General features: G+C 69.6%; 18 protein-coding genes. 5 read left to right on the forward strand and 13 right to left on the reverse strand.

What is annotated here, in order from left to right; genetic code table 11:
• Positions 1-2: 2 nt before the first annotated feature.
• A complete protein-coding gene (locus ACGFI9_RS07830) occupies positions 3-239 on the reverse strand; it encodes a hypothetical protein (protein ID WP_393176157.1) in 237 nt (78 codons plus the stop codon).
• A 128-nt stretch (positions 240-367) separates the two neighbouring features.
• Positions 368-1,231 carry a L,D-transpeptidase family protein gene (locus ACGFI9_RS07835; protein WP_393176159.1) on the reverse strand — a complete coding sequence of 288 codons (864 nt, stop codon included), beginning with the start codon at positions 1,229-1,231 and terminating at the stop codon, positions 368-370.
• A 174-nt stretch (positions 1,232-1,405) separates the two neighbouring features.
• On the opposite strand from ACGFI9_RS07835, the gene ACGFI9_RS07840 reads away from it, so the two are divergent.
• Entirely contained in the window at positions 1,406-3,085 is a 1,680-nt protein-coding gene (locus tag ACGFI9_RS07840; protein WP_393176161.1) for a DNA repair helicase XPB, read from the forward strand.
• A 301-nt stretch (positions 3,086-3,386) separates the two neighbouring features.
• On the opposite strand, the gene ACGFI9_RS07845 is transcribed toward ACGFI9_RS07840, so the two are convergent.
• Together ACGFI9_RS07845 and ACGFI9_RS07850 are read right to left on the reverse strand one after the other, a co-directional pair.
• The gene (locus ACGFI9_RS07845) at positions 3,387-5,126 is read right to left on the reverse strand and encodes an ATP-dependent endonuclease (RefSeq protein ID WP_393176163.1); all 1,740 of its coding nucleotides are present in this window, start codon (positions 5,124-5,126) and stop codon (positions 3,387-3,389) included.
• A gap of 145 nt (positions 5,127-5,271) precedes the next feature.
• A complete protein-coding gene (locus ACGFI9_RS07850; RefSeq protein WP_393176165.1) occupies positions 5,272-5,481 on the reverse strand; it encodes a winged helix-turn-helix domain-containing protein in 210 nt (69 codons plus the stop codon).
• Between the two features lie 359 nt (positions 5,482-5,840).
• On the opposite strand from ACGFI9_RS07850, the gene ACGFI9_RS07855 reads away from it, so the two are divergent.
• Together ACGFI9_RS07855 and ACGFI9_RS07860 are read left to right on the forward strand one after the other, a co-directional pair.
• Positions 5,841-6,116 carry a DivIVA domain-containing protein gene (locus tag ACGFI9_RS07855; RefSeq protein WP_393176654.1) on the forward strand — a complete coding sequence of 92 codons (276 nt, stop codon included), beginning with the start codon at positions 5,841-5,843 and terminating at the stop codon, positions 6,114-6,116.
• Positions 6,113-6,379: a hypothetical protein gene (locus tag ACGFI9_RS07860; protein WP_393176167.1), complete on the forward strand. Its 267-nt coding sequence runs from the start codon at positions 6,113-6,115 to the stop codon at positions 6,377-6,379. Before ACGFI9_RS07855 ends, ACGFI9_RS07860 begins: the two co-directional genes overlap by 4 nt.
• A 304-nt stretch (positions 6,380-6,683) precedes the next feature.
• On the opposite strand, the gene ACGFI9_RS07865 is transcribed toward ACGFI9_RS07860, so the two are convergent.
• From ACGFI9_RS07865 to ACGFI9_RS07885, 5 genes are all read right to left on the reverse strand, one after another.
• Positions 6,684-7,556, reverse strand: coding sequence for a GNAT family N-acetyltransferase (locus tag ACGFI9_RS07865; protein ID WP_393176169.1), 873 nt, complete (start codon positions 7,554-7,556; stop codon positions 6,684-6,686).
• A gap of 425 nt (positions 7,557-7,981) precedes the next feature.
• Positions 7,982-8,914 carry an alpha/beta fold hydrolase gene (locus ACGFI9_RS07870; protein WP_393176171.1) on the reverse strand — a complete coding sequence of 311 codons (933 nt, stop codon included), beginning with the start codon at positions 8,912-8,914 and terminating at the stop codon, positions 7,982-7,984.
• 173 nt (positions 8,915-9,087) lie between these two features.
• Entirely contained in the window at positions 9,088-9,933 is an 846-nt protein-coding gene (locus tag ACGFI9_RS07875) for a patatin-like phospholipase family protein (protein WP_393176173.1), read from the reverse strand.
• A gap of 52 nt (positions 9,934-9,985) precedes the next feature.
• Entirely contained in the window at positions 9,986-10,741 is a 756-nt protein-coding gene (locus ACGFI9_RS07880; RefSeq protein ID WP_393176175.1) for a TIGR03089 family protein, read from the reverse strand.
• A gap of 44 nt (positions 10,742-10,785) precedes the next feature.
• Complete coding sequence (locus ACGFI9_RS07885; RefSeq protein ID WP_393176177.1) at positions 10,786-11,358, reverse strand: TetR/AcrR family transcriptional regulator; 573 nt, start codon at positions 11,356-11,358, stop codon at positions 10,786-10,788.
• 88 nt (positions 11,359-11,446) lie between these two features.
• On the opposite strand from ACGFI9_RS07885, the gene ACGFI9_RS07890 reads away from it, so the two are divergent.
• Complete coding sequence (locus ACGFI9_RS07890) at positions 11,447-11,818, forward strand: DUF4267 domain-containing protein (RefSeq protein WP_393176179.1); 372 nt, start codon at positions 11,447-11,449, stop codon at positions 11,816-11,818.
• Between the two features lie 131 nt (positions 11,819-11,949).
• Here the strand turns inward: ACGFI9_RS07890 and ACGFI9_RS07895 are convergent, their stop codons facing one another.
• The 4 genes from ACGFI9_RS07895 to ligD (ACGFI9_RS07910) all read right to left on the reverse strand — a co-directional run bounded on the left by ACGFI9_RS07895 (position 11,950) and on the right by ligD (ACGFI9_RS07910) (position 15,270).
• Positions 11,950-12,831 (reverse strand): hypothetical protein, encoded by an 882-nt coding sequence (locus ACGFI9_RS07895; RefSeq protein WP_393176181.1) that lies wholly within the window; start codon positions 12,829-12,831, stop codon positions 11,950-11,952.
• Between the two features lie 6 nt (positions 12,832-12,837).
• Positions 12,838-13,356 carry a SigE family RNA polymerase sigma factor gene (locus tag ACGFI9_RS07900; RefSeq protein WP_393176183.1) on the reverse strand — a complete coding sequence of 173 codons (519 nt, stop codon included), beginning with the start codon at positions 13,354-13,356 and terminating at the stop codon, positions 12,838-12,840.
• 65 nt (positions 13,357-13,421) lie between these two features.
• Positions 13,422-14,339: a non-homologous end-joining DNA ligase gene (gene ligD / locus ACGFI9_RS07905; protein ID WP_393176185.1), complete on the reverse strand. Its 918-nt coding sequence runs from the start codon at positions 14,337-14,339 to the stop codon at positions 13,422-13,424.
• Entirely contained in the window at positions 14,329-15,270 is a 942-nt protein-coding gene (gene ligD / locus ACGFI9_RS07910; RefSeq protein ID WP_393176187.1) for a non-homologous end-joining DNA ligase, read from the reverse strand. Before ligD (ACGFI9_RS07910) ends, ligD (ACGFI9_RS07905) begins: the two co-directional genes overlap by 11 nt.
• Positions 15,271-15,355: 85 nt before the next feature.
• Here ligD (ACGFI9_RS07910) and ACGFI9_RS07915 point away from each other — a divergent pair, with 85 nt between their 5' ends.
• On the forward strand, positions 15,356-16,381 hold the full coding sequence (locus ACGFI9_RS07915) for a Ku protein (protein WP_393176189.1): 1,026 nt from the start codon (positions 15,356-15,358) through the stop codon (positions 16,379-16,381).
• Positions 16,382-16,431: the final 50 nt, after the last annotated feature.

Consider the following 16,431-nt stretch of genomic DNA (forward strand, 5'->3'; position numbering starts at 1 on the left):
CACTACTGCCCGTTGTGGCGGAACGCGCCGACCACGGAGACGGCGAGCAGCAGCGCGAATCCCGCGCCGGCCGACTCACCGACCGAGTCGACGAAGCCCTGGCGCTGGACGAACAGCCCGAACAGGAACCAGCCGACCAGGGCGACGGCGGCGGTCGCGTACCCGACCAGCACCGCGGTGGACACCTCGTGGTCGGGCTTCCGGCTCTCCTCGGGGAGCACCTCGTGGTCGACCGTCATGCCAGTCCCTCCCGCCCCGTCCGGACCCGCTTCCAGGGTGACACCGGGACGACCGGGTGGACATCGGATAAAACCCTGATCCGGGTGGGGCGGTCACGCGGGCGGCTCAGCCGCCGGGACGGGGCGGCTCAGGTGCCGGGGCGACGGCCGAAGACGACCACCCGGGTACCGACCGAGCCCAGCTCCCAGAGCCGGACCGCGTCGCGGTGCAGCAGGTTGACGCAGCCGTGCGAGCCGATCGACTTGTCGTGCAGGTACGTGGTGGTCTCGTGGAAGCCGATCCCGCCGTTGAACCGCTGCCAGTAGGGCAGCCACACCTCGTACGGGTTGGACCACTCCTGCAGGGCCCGGTTGGCCACCCGGTAGGTGCCGGCCGGGGTGGCGTACCCGGCCATGCCGGTGCGGGTGACCGTCGGGCCCATCACCACCGTGCCGCCGCGCATCGCCCAGACGGTCTGCCGGGTCAGGTCGACGCAGAAGGTGAGGCCGGAGCCGGCCTTGCAGCGGTGCACGTCGGTGCTGGCCAGCCGCTTCGCCACGTCGTACGTGGTGGCGCCGGCGCGGCCGGCGGCGGGGCTGATCCCGTACCGGCGCTGGAACTTCTTGATCGCGGTGCAGTCCGCGGCGGACTGCTTCCCGTCCACGGTGACCTTCCCGAACCCGCCCAGCCGGGCCAGGTACGTCTCCACGGCCCGCTGGTGCTCGCCCTGCGGGCAGCCGGTGAACCCGGTCGGGCTCGGCTTGGCGGTCGGCTGCTCGGTCCGGGTGGGTTTCGGCGTCGCCGTCCGGCTCGGCTCCGCCGACGGGGACCCGGTCGTCTGGTCCGGCGTGGGCACCGCGCTCGCCCCCGATGCCCGTTCCGTCTGGGCGACGGGAGCCGGGGCGCCAACCCCGGCCTCGTCGTCCTGCGGATCGAGCGCGCACGCTCCGACGCCGACCAGCACGACCGCGGCCAGGGTGACGACCCGGGCGGTGAACCGGACACGCTTCATGGGCCCTCCCCTGGACAGTTGTCCCGCTTGCTAGACGTGTGAGAGGAGTATGCCGTTGCCTGTCCAGCGTGACTTTTTCCGGGCACCTCCGTCCGTGCAACACTGGATGGTCGGCCTTCGGCAGGTCAGCCGGCCTGCGGCCGACGAAAATCCGGCAAGGGAGAGGACGCTGGCGTGAGCGGTGGACCACTGATCGTGCAGTCGGACAAGACCCTGCTGCTGGAGATCGATCACCCCGATGCGCAGGCCTGCCGCATGGCCATCGCGCCCTTCGCCGAGCTGGAACGCTCCCCGGAGCACGTGCACACCTACCGGCTCACCCCGCTAGGGCTGTGGAACGCCCGGGCCGCCGGCCACGACGCCGAGGGCGTGGTGGACGCGCTGATCAAGTACTCCCGCTACCCGGTGCCGCACGCGCTGCTGGTCGACGTGGCCGAGACCATGGACCGGTACGGCCGGCTCCAGCTCGCCAACGACCCGGCGCACGGCCTGGTGCTGCGCGCCCTGGACCGGCTGGTGCTGATCGAGGTCGCCAAGAGCAAGAAGCTCGCCGGCATGCTCGGCAACAAGATCGACGACGACACGATCCAGGTGCACCCGTCCGAGCGGGGCCGGCTCAAGCAGGCGCTGCTCAAGCTCGGCTGGCCCGCCGAGGACCTGGCCGGGTACGTCGACGGCGAGGCGCACCCGATCGAGCTGGCCGAGGCCGGCAAGGACGGCGTGAAGCCGTGGACCCTGCGCTCGTACCAGCGGGAGGCCGTGGAGGCGTTCTGGGCCGGCGGGTCCGGCGTGGTGGTGCTGCCCTGCGGCGCCGGCAAGACCCTCGTGGGGGCGGCGGCCATGGCCGAGGCGAAGGCCACCACGCTGATCCTGGTCACCAACACGGTCGCCGGCCGGCAGTGGAAGCGCGAGCTGGTCGCCCGCACCTCGCTCACCGAGGAGGAGATCGGCGAGTACTCGGGCGAGCGCAAGGAGATCCGCCCGGTCACCATCGCCACGTACCAGGTGCTCACCTCGCGGCGCGGCGGCGCGTTCACCCACCTGGACCTGTTCGGCGCCCGCGACTGGGGCCTGGTCATCTACGACGAGGTGCACCTGCTGCCCGCGCCGATCTTCCGGTTCACCGCAGACCTCCAGGCCCGCCGCCGGCTCGGCCTCACCGCAACACTGGTACGCGAGGACGGCCGGGAGGGCGACGTGTTCAGCCTGATCGGCCCCAAGCGGTACGACGCGCCGTGGAAGGACATCGAGTCGCAGGGCTGGATCGCCCCGGCCGAATGCACCGAGGTACGGGTCACCCTCACCGACGCCGAGCGGATGGCGTACGCGACCGCGGAAGCCGAGGAGCGCTACCGGATGGCGGCGACCGCCCGCACCAAGCTGCCGGTGGTACGCGCCCTCGTCGACCGGCACCCGGACGAGCAGGTGCTCGTCATCGGCGGCTACATCGACCAGCTCCACCAGTTGGGCGAATACCTGGACGCGCCGATCGTGCAAGGCTCGACCACCAACAAGGAACGGGAGCGGCTGTTCGACGCGTTCCGCTCGGGTGAGATCCGGACGCTGGTGATCTCGAAGGTCGGGAACTTCTCCATCGACCTGCCGGAGGCGGCGGTGGCGATCCAGGTGTCCGGGACGTTCGGGTCGCGGCAGGAGGAGGCGCAGCGGCTGGGGCGGGTGCTCCGGCCGAAGTCCGACGGCCGGCAGGCGCACTTCTACACGGTCGTCTCCCGGGACACCATCGACACGGAGTACGCGGCGCATCGGCAGCGCTTCCTCGCTGAGCAGGGGTACGCGTACACCATCGTGGACGCGGATGACGTACTCGGGCCTTCGCTGCCCTCTTTCGACTAGGTTGGCGTGTGCGGCCAAACTGCCGCCATGTGCGGCATGAGCGGCTGGGTCGCGGCTGTGCCATTCGTCCCGCGCCACTTGGCCGTCCTTCAACCTTGGACGGACGGCGCGGTCAGACGACCCCCCGCGCCTCCGCTAACACGCCATCAACTCCTTGATCGGTGAGGATTGCAAGCGTTTTAGCCAGCGATTGCGGACCGGCGTAACCGGACCTGAGAGGCGGAGCGAGCAAGCTGCGGCAAACCCAGGGCAGACGGAGGATAGGTCAGCTAGCCATCTTAGCGACTGGCCGCGCAATCAATCAGCTTGACAGGACTTCAATCTGCTCAAGCACGTGCGCCATTTCCGCGTCAATTTCATCCTCCCTCAACGTGTGTGCAATAGCGTCGAACGACACTGCCTTCTTGCCAAGGGACTGCAGTCCTGCGTTCACCGTCGAGAGCACCTTCTTCGGCGGAGCGACCGATCGCCGGTAACTTTCGTTCGACCAGTCTAAAGCGAACTGGTCCCGCGCCTCCTGCATAATGGTAGCCCGATGCCTGCCCAGCTTGATCTCGATCTCCATACGCTCTGCGGTGATCTGACCGAACACATGGCTTTCTTCCGCCGCTACCGCGCTTTCTATAAGCTCGTCGATCGTAGCCACTGACACCTTAGAAAGGCGGGCTATTGCTTCTGGCACAAGAAGGTAGCTCTCGATCTCCTTCTTCTTCCAGGTGTGCACTGCTAGCCCATCGTTGATCAGCGACCGCTCAATATGCTCGACCTGCTCGGGAAGCCGGTAGTCCCTATCGAGGATCACATACCCCTTGATTGCTTCATTCAGAAACTCTTTCGCAATCCACCCAAAGTGCTGCGCTCGCTCCCAGTGAGAGAATCCGTTGATCGGCACGACCGCGAGAGAGGTATCTTTCTCCAAGTTCTTGTAGCCGAGGGTTCGCGACAGACTCCGTAGCCACTTTGCATCCTGACCCTCGACAAACAGAACGCACCTTGCCCGCAGCGCCTTTGCCAAGGCAAGGTTGAACGCTGAGCCAATGGAGCTGCTCATTGCGAACAACTGCTCATCCTGAGGATTGCGTATTGCGCGCCGTCGACTCTTTTCAACCCAAACGATTGAGGACGCGTCTACCTCAGTCAGGACCTCCGCTGAATGCGTAGCAAAAATGAATTGCTGGTCAAGTGAGCAGAGCAGACGGACGAGCCGTCGCTGAATGTCCGGATGAAGGAAGACCTCCGGCTCGTCCAGCAGGACGGACCGGAGCCCGCGCCCTCGGTAGAGCTGGAACAGGAGCTGGATCCAAATCTGGAAACCGTCGCCTGCCCAGACCACCTCCTTTTCGCGGCTGCTACCGGGCTCCTTGTAGAAGAGATCGACACCGGGGCTGCTGCCGACACCAAAGGACACAGTTGGCCTGAGAAGCTCGTAGCCGCCCAACCAAGCCTCAGCAAAACTGATGAAGTCGTGCCATCCGCCACTCTGCTCCATGAGACGGATATGGTTCCGGAACTGCCGGCTCGCCAGGCGTGTGTCTAGGTTCTTGCGGGCATACTCGTCACTAAGTACGCCCTCCTCGTGCTCTAATGGGGTTAGCGTGGGCACGCTATAGATGTCGTGAAAAACAGCCTTAACGGCGCTAGGGTTCCTCGGGTTGTTGCCGATCTTATTCCGAAGATAGAAGAACGGCTCCTGCTCCTCATCCGATTCAGGCGGCCAAACCGCTGTCAGTGATGCACCATTGTCCCACCGCAGAACGAGGCTTGCTTCCAAGTCTCGGAACTCATGATGAACGCTCTCGCGCAGCACCTCGAATTCTTTGGCAGGAATGGGGTACGCCTGCAGCCAACTGTCCTGATGTCGCACGGTCCTCGAAGGTGCGACACGGTACGCGGAACGCAAACAGGCCCGGGCAAGTCGCAGCGCCGTCAGGATGGTGCTCTTGCCAGCACTGTTCGGGCCTACTAGGACATTCTCCTTACGGAAGTTAACCCGGAAGCTAGAGAACGCCCGAAAGTTTTTCAGATGCAGCTCCTTGAGCATATTTGATCATCACCTTCGAGGGGCTGAAGCTGGTGAGTCAGTTTGCCACAATCCACACTGTCGTGTCGTGGCCGGTTGGCGATCTAGCCTTCCGTCGCACGAACGCGAGCGCAGAACGCAACGGGGGCGCCGTAGGCTAAGTTCGTCAGTGTCGAGCGGATTCAGCGACGAACACCCCACGGCCTGGGCGGCCGACCAGCACCCCCTGCTCCCGCAGCCTCGCTACCGCCCGACTGATCGTGGACTGCGACACGTCATACGCATCCGCCGACTCCCGCCCAGACGGAAGCTGAGATCCAGGCGGATAGGTCCCGTTCTTGATCTTCTTCAGTAGATCGTCGAGCAGCTCGTCCATGGTGGGCGGAATAGGCACGTCAGGCCCCTTGCAGTCGGTTGGCACGCCCAGTATCGATCAACCGTTGCGGCATAGGCAACGCACGTAGCGCGGGTGACATAAGTGGGTAGCTGACTCGGAGACGTGCTTGACATAGGTGACTCAGTGGCAATACCGTCGCTCTCGGTGATGCGGTGCTGCTGCGGTCGGTTGGCGCCTCTCGTACCGGTCTCGCATCGCCGTCGAGACCTCACACCCTCCGCGCTCCCCCAGCGCGGCCGGGCGGTCTCCGCCGGCCGCAATCGGTGGAGACCGCCCTTCCTCCACGATCCGCGGCCTCCACGAAGGGCGGTCATCTCGTGCGCAACCTGCTCCGCCGGCTGACCCGCCGGCCCCACGCACCGCAACCAACGCCGATCCACAAGACACCAGGGCACCGCACCCCGCTCCGCCCCTGGCAGGTGCGGGATCGCTGTTTCAACGTCCGCCGGCGCGGCCTCGATCCGGTCGAGATCCGCACCTTCCTGCACCGGGTGGCCGACGAACTGGCCGTCGCGCAGACCGCCCTGGTCGCGGTGCAGGAGGAGAACGTACGCATCAAGAACGCCCTGCGCGCGTGGCAGAGTGCCCAGTCGGCGAACCGCCGCTACCGATGACGGACCGCTGGGTGATCCACCTGCCGGTCACCGCGCCCGATCTGCACCGCGCCCGGATCTTCGCGCGTACCGCCGCCCGGGTGTTGGCCCAGCTCAGCGCCCGGGTCGAGCCGGGCGGGGTGACCGTCTCGGCCGAGGACGAGCAGTGCGTACGCCATTGGGTCTTCTGCGATCGGCCGCTGGCCGACGGCGGGCGGTGTGCGCTGCCGGTGGACCACACCTCGGCCTGCGCGCGGCGCGCGCCGTGGCTGGGCCGCCGCTGAGGGCGACCCGGGCCAGTGCTGGCGAATGGCGGCCGTCCCGTCGGGTACGCGGTCGTCAGGCGGGCTGGGTAGATGCCACGCCGCCGTAGCGCCATCTCCGATCGGACGTACGAGAGAAGAGAGGCACGCGATGAAGGACAGAATCCTCACCCGGTTGAAGAAGCGGGCAAAGACCATCATGGTGCGCCGGAGACGCGGAGACGCCGTGATCACCAGGCCGAGCCGTTCCACCCGGCCTGGCCGGCTCTATCAGTGACACCACCGGCCGTGCGCTGCTGACCGACGCAAGGACGGCAGCACGCCGTCAGGCGGGCGACGCGCCGCGACGCAGGTAGCGGGCGCGGCGGCCGGCGTCCTGGAACCCGAGCCGCCGGTACAGGCCGGCGGCCGGGTTGTTGTCGTTGACGCAGAGCCAGGCCTCCCGGGCACCGTCGGCGGCGAGCGACCGCAGCGCGGTCGTCACCAGGTGGGCCCCGACCCGCTGGCCCCGCCAGGCGGGGACGACGCCCACCTGGTCGATCCAGTTGTCGATGACGTTGAGGAAGCCGACCGCCGCGCCGTCGGGGTCGCGCGCGATCAGCGACAGGTCCCGCCGGTACGCGTCGTCCTCCCGCAGCTCGTCCAGCCATTCCTCGGCCGCCGGCTCGACGAAGCCGGGCCGGTCCGCGAAGGACGCCCGGTAGGTCTGGAACAGCTCGGCATCCAGCGTCACCGGCTCGGTGGTCAGGTCGTCGGGGCGGGCGACCTCCGGGATGGTGGTGAGGTCGTGTCGCAGCACCCACTCGGTGAAGGTCCGCTCAAAGCCGCGCGCCGCGAACAGGGCCTCCGCGCCCCGGTTCCAGGACTCGGTGGTCAGCAGCAGGCCGGCGTCGCCGGCCTGCTCGTCCGCCCAGTCCAGCAGCCGGCCGCCGAGGCCGCGCTCCCGCCAGGCCGGATGCACCAGGCCGGTGCTGGTGGCCGGCTGCCCGGCGGTGCCGACGCTCACGGCCGCGACCAGGCGGCCTTCGTGCCAGGCGCCGAGGGTACGGGTGTGGAGCAGTCGCGCCCGCAGCAGCGGAGGAGTGGTGAACAGCGGCAGCCCGCCGTCGACGGCCAGACACGCGTCGGCCAGTTCGGTCAGTGCCGCGAGGTGTTCCTCGCCGTACTCTTTCCAGGCCAGCGCGTCCGTCCGGTCCATCATGTCTTCCCTGCCCTGTCGCCTGCCGTCGATCGTCCGGCGGCCGGCCGTGACGGGCTGATGCCGGGCCGGCGCGACGGCGCCCGGTGGGCAGTAGGCACCGCGCCCCGGACCAGTGTCAACCGGATTCGCGCCGGCGGTTCGCGCTCCTCGGGCGACGGCCGGCGGTGCGGAGCCCCGGCGGGAGCCGCGAGTCGCATCGCACCTGCCGCTCATTGTGTCTCTGGCGTGTCGCGCGCTGGTTGAGACAACCCCTCGGACCGATATGACTCTCGGGCATAAAAATGCCTGAGAGTCATATCTCTCCCACCTTCACCTTCGGGCCTGGCCACTACAGCGGGTGGCGGCGTCAAAACCGGCCGGCCGGCAGTCGTCAGGAGCTTGTCGGACTCGGTTGGGAGCATGAACCCATGCGACGGCGCGGGTCAGCGACGCTCGCCGACCTGCAGCACCGCGTCGGCGAAGGCCTGCGGCGCCTCCTGCGGCAGGTTGTGCCCGATGCCGCGCCGCACGGTCCGGTGTTCGTACGGGCCGGAGAAGCGCCCGGCGTAGACCGTCGGGTCGACGTGGGGTGCGCCGTTGGCATCCCCTTCGAGGGTGATCGTGGGCACGGTGATGCTCGGATTTCCCGCCAGCTTTTCCTCCCACGCGTCGTACTGCGGCTCGCCGGCGGCGAGGCCGAGGCGCCACCGGTAGTTGTGGATCACCACGTCGACGTGGTCCGGGTTGTCCAGCGCGGCCGCGCTCCGGTCGAACGTCGCGTCGTCGAACGCCCACTTCGGGGACGCCGTACGCCAGATCAACCTGGCGAAGTCGTGCAGGTTCTTCGCGTACCCGTCCCGGCCGCGGTCGGTGGCGAAGTAGAACTGGTACCACCAGGAGAGTTCGGCCGCCGGGGGCAAGGGCGCCCGGCCTGATTCCTGGCCGGCGATCAGGTAGCCGCTCACCGAGACCAGACCGCTGCACCGCTCTGGCCACAGGGCGGCGATGATGTCGGCCGTACGGGCGCCCCAGTCGAACCCGGCCAGCGTCGCCTGCTCCACCCCGAGGGCGTCCATGAAGGCCACGGTGTCGAGGGCCAGCGCCGACGGCTGGCCGTTCCGCATCGTGTCGGCGGACCGGAACCGCGTCGCGCCGAAACCGCGGAGGTACGGCACGAGCACCCGGCGGCCGGCGTCCACCAACCGAGGTACGACCTCGACGAAGCTGTGGATGTCGTACGGCCAACCGTGCAGCAGGATCACCACCGGACCGTCCGCCGGCCCGGCGTCGACGTACCCGATGTTCAGCACGCCGGCGTCGATCTGGCGGAGGTCCTCGAACGACGCCTTCGATCCGCTGGTGGTGGACTCCTTCATCCGGCTGCTCCTCGTGCTCGACCTGCGGCTCACTACCCGTCCGACGGCGTCTGGACGGTAGAGCCCGGCGACGAGCACCGGCGGCGGTTCCCGCAAAGAACATCGCGGGCGACCGCCGGATCGCTAGGATCCAGCCCCGGTAATCAGGCGGAATGCCGGCCGGCTCCCGCGCGTCAGCCCCACAGGGCCGCCACGGCGGCGGCGTGCGCCGCGCCGACGGCCCGGCCGGCGCGGGCGGACGGTGCCCGGGTCGCGGGGGACAGCGCGTTGGTGCCGAACGCGTCGACGGACGCCTGGTCGGCGCTGATCACGTAAACGATGGCCGGCCCGAGCGCGGCGATCTCGGCGTCGAGGTCGCCCCACGGCTGCGGCGTGTCGGCGACGACCGGCTGGATGATCAGTACGCGGTCGGCCCCGGCGGCCAGGTCGGCGTTGGTCATCGACCGCACCCCGCCGTCGACGTAGCGGCGGTCGCCGATCGCCACCGGCGGCCAGACGCCAGGCACCGCGCAGCTGGCGGCGACGGCGTCGCGCAGGGCCACGCCGGACTCGCGGGTGAAGATCGCCTCGGCGCCGGTCTCGGCGTCGACTGCGGGCAGCAGTACGCGCCGGTCGGGCCACTGCTTCACCGGGAGCCGGGCGTCGATCGCGGCGAGCCGGACGGCCGGTTCGACGGTCCGCGCGGCCAGGGCCAGCTCGCCCAGCCGGCGGCGGGCGTCCTCCGGCCCGGTCGCGCCGGCCAGCACGGCCGCGTAGTCGGCGAAGAGCTTCTCCGTGTCGACGTCGACCTCGATCTCGGCGGTCTCCGGTCGCAGCTGGGCCGCGTACAGGTCGTCGAGCGCGACGCCGCTGGTGATCTGCGCGGCGACCGACGAGCCGGCGGAGGTGCCCACGACCAGGTCGGCGGCGAGGATCCGGTCGGCCAGCGCCGGGTCGGCGTCGGCGATGCCGCGCAGCACGCCGAGCTCCCAGGCGATCCCGGCCACCCCGCCACCGGCGAGTACGAGTGCATTCGTCATGATCGTCAGCCTCGCACAGCGAGCGGGCACAGTGGACCGGCTGTCGGGTGCCTCACAGCACCCGGTTGACCTGCTCGGCGGCGATGCGGGCGTCCAGCTTCGCCCGGTCGAGGTTGGCGCAGATGACCACCGACGCGCCGGCGGCGAGCGGCGCGAGCAGCCACTTCAGCGGCTGCTCGTGCTCGGCCGCGTCGACCAGCAGCCTGTCCCCCACCCGCAGGTCGAGCTGCTCGGCCATGGCCCGCGCCACCGCACCCCACTCGCCGTACGTGGTGCCGTCGGGGCTGGCCGGGTCGGTCGGGTGGAGCAGGGTGCGGTCGGGCGGGGCGGCGGTGTGCCGGAGCACCTCCGTGGACCAGTCCAGCCAGCCCACGGGCACCTCGGTCAACGGCCCGGATCCGGTGCCGACCAGGTAGCGATGCGTTCCCTCGGGCACGTCCTCCAGCCAGTCATCCAGGCGTTCCGGGGTCACGAAGACCGCGTCGTACGGGACATCGGCGCCCGGTTCGAGGACCGGCAGCCCGGCGGTGGCCCGCGGCCGGAACGACACCGCCATCCCGACCGACCAGGCGCCGACCAGCACCGCGGCGGTACGCCAGTGCGGCGGCAGCAGCACCGCGACCCGGCTGCCGGGGCCGAGTCCGCAACCGTCGCGCAGTAGCGCCGCGCTCCGCGCCGCCCATCCGCCGAGCTGCTGCGCGGTCAGCGCGGTGTGCTCCCCGGTCGCGTCGTCGTAGTAGGTGAGCAGCGGAAGGTCGGCCGCGCGCGGCGCGGCGGCCGGAACGGTTACGGGCGTGTGGACAGCCATCGGGCGCTCCTCCCTGCCGGTCCGCCCACCCTAACGATCCAGCGTCAGCGGCAGAATCGGTCCACCAGGAGCGCCAACCGCCGCTCGTGTTCCTCCCGCCGCAGTCGGCCGTTGCGCATCAGCGTGACGAGGCCGTGCAGCCCACTCCAGAAGGTCTCGGTGAACGTCTCCAGGTCGTCGTCACCGGCGAACGGGCGCAGGGTCTCGGCCAGCTCGGCGAAGGCCCGGGCCAGCTCGACCGGCGTCTCCTGGCTGGCGAAGGTCAGGTCGACCGGGAGGTTGAAGATCGCGTCGTAGAGCGCGGGCCGGCGTTCGGCGAACGTGGCGTACGCGTTGGCGATGCCGGCCACCGCCTGCTGCGGGTCGGTCGCGGCGGCCCGGGCGGCGGCGAGTTCGACGGCCAGATCGCCGCAGCCTTCCACGGCGACGGCCGCCATGATGGCGTCCTTGCCCTTGAAGTGGCTGTAGAGGACGGGCTGGCTGTACTCGATCTCGGCGGCGAGCCGGCGGGTGGTGACGGCGTCCCAGCCCTCCGACTCGGCCAACTCCCGGGCCGCGGCGATGATCGCCCGCTCCCGCTCCGCCCGCTCCCGTTCGCGCCGTGCCTGAATCGACATGACCGGAACTCTAGCACCGCTAGCCAATCTGCCGGCGCTCTGCTAGCTTCGCTCTCACATCTAGCACTGCTAGCATTCGGAGTCAGACATGCTCAGCACCGTCGCCTACGGGCTCGCCGTCGTCCTCAGCCTCTTCTGTGTATTCATCGGCACCCGGTTCCTTCTCGCGCCTCAGGCCTCCGCCGCCGGCTACGGCGTCCCGGCCAAACCGGACGGAGACTCCGCCTACCTGACGATCAAGGGCGTGCGCGACCTCAGCTACGGCCTGCTGGGCCTTGCGCTGATCGCCTTCACCAGCGCCGACGCCGTCGCCTGGTACATGCTGGTCGTCGCGCTCTGCCCGCTGGCAGACACCGTCATCGTGCTGCGACACGGCGGGACGAAGGCCGTCGCCTTCGGCATCCACTTCGCCACCGCCGTGGTCGTCCTGCTCGACGCCGTCCTGCTGTTCGCCGTCTAGTCAGCAGCCCCACGTGGGACGCCGCCCGCGGTTGATCCCCGGCGGCGAACTGCCCGGGCCGCTCAGGACCCGGGCAGTTCGTGCCGGCCGGGAGACCACCGGCCGGTCGGCGGCCGCCCCCGGCTATGGAACTACTCCTTGAACATGACGACGTCGGTCGGGCGCTTCACCTTCACGGCGACGCCGTAGTCGAACAGCTCGAGGGTCGCGCTGAACGTGCCCTTGTCGAGCCGGCCCTTCGCCGTTGACCGCCAGGTGCCGGTGAGCGCCACCTTCGCGATCCGACCGTCACCGTCGAGCGTGACGTCCCCGGACGTGGTGGTCGACCCCTTCTCCTCCGAGGTCGTGTACTCGAAGTGCAAGGTCCCATCAGGCTTCTGCGAGATGGTGGCGTTCGCGGTCTTCAGCGCCGTGAACAGGGCCGCCGGGTCGGGTGACGCGGCACCCAGGACGCCGTTCCCCTCGTCGTAGAGGGACAGTCGGTCGTACTTGCCGGGGTACTGGCCGTACCTGCCGTACGTCTCGCCCGGGCCCTTGTCGGCCGGCAGCTTGCCCTGCGGGCGTTCCCCGCCGACGTACCGGGTGCCGTTGATCAGCAGTTCGGTCATGACCGAGTCGTCCTGCGGCGCGCGGACGTACCCGGTGGTGGTCTTCGGGTCGAACGCGCCCTCGTACGTCAGCCCGTCCGGCCCCGCATTGGTCAGCCGCAGCCGGTAGCTGAGGTTTTCGCTGGCGGCGACGGCCGAGACCAGCTTCATCTTCGGCGAGGCCGACGCCGGCCGCGCCGCCTCGGTGACGCCGGGACGGTCCGACGCCGGCGTCGTCACCACGGTCGCGACGCTGGCAACGCCCAGCGCCAGCAGCGCGAACGTCCCGCCGACCAGCGTGGCCGTCCGGCGCCGGCGCGCCCGCCGGCCGCGGTCGAGCAGCGCCCCCACCGGGGGTACGGAGTCCAGGTCGCCGTCGACGATGTCGTGCAGCCCGTTGGCGAGACGCTTATCAAGCGTGTTCATGACTGATCACCTGCTCAGTTGGTAGGAGGGTTGGTCCAGGAAGTGGCGAAGCTTGTCCAGCGCCCGGGCGTTCTGGCTCTTGACGGTGCCCACCGAGCAACCCAGCACCTGAGCGACCTCACGCTCGGTCAGGTCCTCGTAGTGGCGGAGCACCACGACGGCTCGCTGCTTCGCCGGGAGCGACATCAGCGCCCGGCGCAGGACGACGGCGTCGGGGCCGATGTCTCCGGCCGGGGCGGCCCGGTCGGGGACGTCCGCGACGAGGCTCTCGCGGCGCCGCCGTCGCCAGCCGGACGTGTGGTTGTTGACCAGGGCGCGGCGCAGGTAGGCGTGCGGGTCGTCGAGCCGGGACAGCCGCCGCCACCGCTCGTACACCTTGACCAGGCTGTCCTGGAGCAGTTCCTCGGCCCGCCACCGATCACCGGTCAGCAGCATGGCCAGCCGGATATGTCGCTGCCAGGCGGTCTCGACGAAGGCGACGTACGACCGATCCGCCGCGGAGAGTCGTTGTGTTTGGTCGGTCACGCCCCTTACACGTGGCGGTGTCACGGAAGGTTGTCAGGGACTGCGGGCGTTTCCGGAGCCGCGGCCTACGAACCGGCCGGCAGCTCCGGGCCGCCGTCCAGCAGTGGGGCCAGCAGATCGCCCTGCTTCGCGACCCGCTTGAGCACCTCGTCGGCCGTGTACGGCTTGCTCGACGGCCGCTTCCCCGCCGCGCCGGCCTCGACCTCGTCCCAGGTCAGCGGGGTGGACACCGACGGCACGGCCTGGGCGCGCAGCGAGTACGGCGCCACCGTCGTCTTCGCCGCGTTGTTCTGGCTCCAGTCGATGAAGACCTTGCCGGGGCGCAGGTTCTTCGCCATCTTCGACACGATGAGCTTCGGGTGCGCCTTCTCCAGTTCCTGGGCGATCCGCCTGGCGTAACCCGACACAAGATCGGAGTCCTGGGTGCCGGCGATCGGGCAGCAGAGCTGCATGCCCTTCTTCCCGGAGGTCTTCGGGTACGACTCGATGCCGTCGGACGCCAGCCGGTCCCGCATCAGCAGCGCCACCTGGCAGCACTGTTTCAACGCCGCCGGGGCGCCCGGGTCCAGGTCGACCACCATCATGTCCGGGTGCTCGCCGATCTTCCACTGCGGCGTGTGCAGCTCCAGCGCGGCCAGGTTGGCCAGCCAGACCAGGGTGGGCAGGTCGTCGGCGACCACGTAGTCGATGGTCTCCCGTCCCTTGCTCGACCCAGGGGCGGGCAGGTTCTCGGTGCGTACCCAGTCCGGCGTCGACGCGGGCTTGTTCTTCTCGAAGAAGGAGCCGCCCTCCACGCCGTTCGGGAACCGGATCCGGGTGAGCGCCCGGTCCTGCAGGTGCGGCAGCAGCACCGGGGCGATCCGGGTGTAGTAGTCGATCACCTCACCCTTGGTGAAGCCGGCCTTGGGATAGAGGATCTTGTCCAGGTTGGACAGCTCCAGCGCGTGTCCCTCGACGTCCACCCTGAGCCGGTCAGCTGGCATCGTCGACCTCCTCCGGTGGTTTGTCCGGCCGCAGGCGCAGGATCCGCGGGAAGCGCAGCCGCCCGTCCGGGGTGCGCTGCCCGTACTTCACCTCCACCACGATCTGCGGAGTTACCCAGATCGCGCCCCGGGCATCCTCGCGCGGCACGTCCCCGGCGAACGGCGACGCGCCGGTGCGCAGCGGCTCCAGCTCGCGCAGCAGCTCCCGCTCCAGGGCCGCGCCGATCCCGCCGCCGACCCGGCCCCGGAAGGTGAGCCGCCCGTCCGGCCGGGGCACCCCGACCAGCAGGCCGCCGATCTTGCGCGCGCCGGGCCGCCAGCCGCCGACCACGAAGTCGCCGGTCACCTCCAGCTTGACCTTGACCCAGTCCGGCGAGCGCACCCCGGGCCGGTAGGCCGAGTCGACCCGCTTGGCCATCACCCCTTCGAGGCCGTGCTCGCCGGCCGCCTCGTAGGTGGCCGGGCCGTCGGCGAAGGCGGGCGGCACCGCCCACCGGGCGGCGCCGAGCCCGAGCGACTCCAGCGCCGCCCGCCGCTCCTGGTAGGGGCGGCCGGTCAGGTCCTCGCCGCGCAGCCGGAGCAGGTCGAAGATCATGTACGTGACGGGCATGGTGGCCGCCAGCCGCGCCGCCTTGGCCGGGTTCCGGACGTGCATCCGCTCGGCCAGCGCGGTGAACGAGGGCTGCCCCAGCTCGTTGAAGAGCACCACCTCGCCGTCCAGCAGGGCGTCGTCGACCTGCTCGGCGAGGTTGAGCAGTTCCGGGTACGCGGTGGTGATCTCCACGCCGGAGCGGGCGTAGAAGTGCCGGTCGCCGTGGGAGATGTCGGCGAGCGCGCGGACCCCGTCCCACTTGAATTCGTACGCCCAGCCGGCACCGGCCGGGAGCTGCCCGGTCATCGCGAGCATCGGCTTCAACGGCGCGCCGGGCACCTTCTGACTGTAGTTGCACAGCGAAGCGCGTGCGTGCCGTTCGATCGTTTGCGATCCTGGTCAGAGCCGGGGAGAGGAGCGCGGGATGCGGGCCATCTGGAAAGGAGCGGTGTCGTTCGGCCTGGTGTCGATCGGGGTGAAGGTCTACTCGGCCACCGAGGAGAAGGACATCCGTTTCCACCAGGTGCACCGGGACGACGGCGGCCGCATCCGCTACAAGCGCACCTGCCAGGTCTGCGGCGAGGAGGTCAGCTATGACGACATCGCCAAGGGGTACGACATCGGCGGCGGCGAGATGGTCATCCTCACCGACGAGGACTTCGCCGAACTGCCACTGACCACGTCGCACGCGATCGACGTGCTGGAGTTCGTCCCCGCCGAGCAGGTCGACCCGATCCTCTACAACAAGGCGTACTTCCTGGAGCCGGAGAGTTCGGCCACCAAGCCGTACGTGCTGCTGCGCGACGCGCTGGCCGACTCGGAGCGGGTGGCGATCGTCAAGGTGGCGCTGCGCCAACGGGAACAGCTCGCCACCCTGCGGGTCCGTGAGGGCGTGCTCCTGCTCAACACGATGCTCTGGCCGGACGAGGTGCGTACGCCGGACTTCGGCTTCCTCGACGAGGACCTGAAGGTGCGGCCCCCGGAGCTGGCGATGGCCAGCTCGCTGATCGACTCGATGGCCGGCGAGTTCGAGCCGGACGCCTTCACCGACGACTACCGGGCGGCGTTGCAGGAGGTCATCGACGCGAAGATCGAGGGCCGCGAGGTGGTCCAGCCGGAGGAGGAAGAGGCCGCGCCGGCCGCTGCGGTCGACCTGATGGCCGCGCTGAAGGCGTCGGTCGAGCGGGCCCGGGCGGCCCGTGGCGAGGCGCCGGCCGGTGCCGGGGCCGAGCCGACCCCGATCTCGGCGGCCCGTTCCGCGCAGAAGGCCGCGAAGGCGGCGAAGAAGGCCCCGGCCAAGAAGGCCGCCGAGAAGAAGGCCCCGGCGAAGAAGGCCGCGGAGAAGAAGGCGGCCGCGAAGAAGGCGGAACCGGCGAAGAAGGCAGCCGCCAAGAAGACGCCGGCGAAGAAGGCAGCCGCCAAGAAGGCAGCCCCCCGCAAGACCGCCTGACGCCCCTCAAGTGTTAGGAAGGGGCCCCTCCAATACCGGAGGCGTTAAGA

It is taken from the genome of Micromonospora sp. NPDC048930 (genome assembly GCF_043197935.1).
GTDB lineage: Bacteria > Actinomycetota > Actinomycetes > Mycobacteriales > Micromonosporaceae > Micromonospora.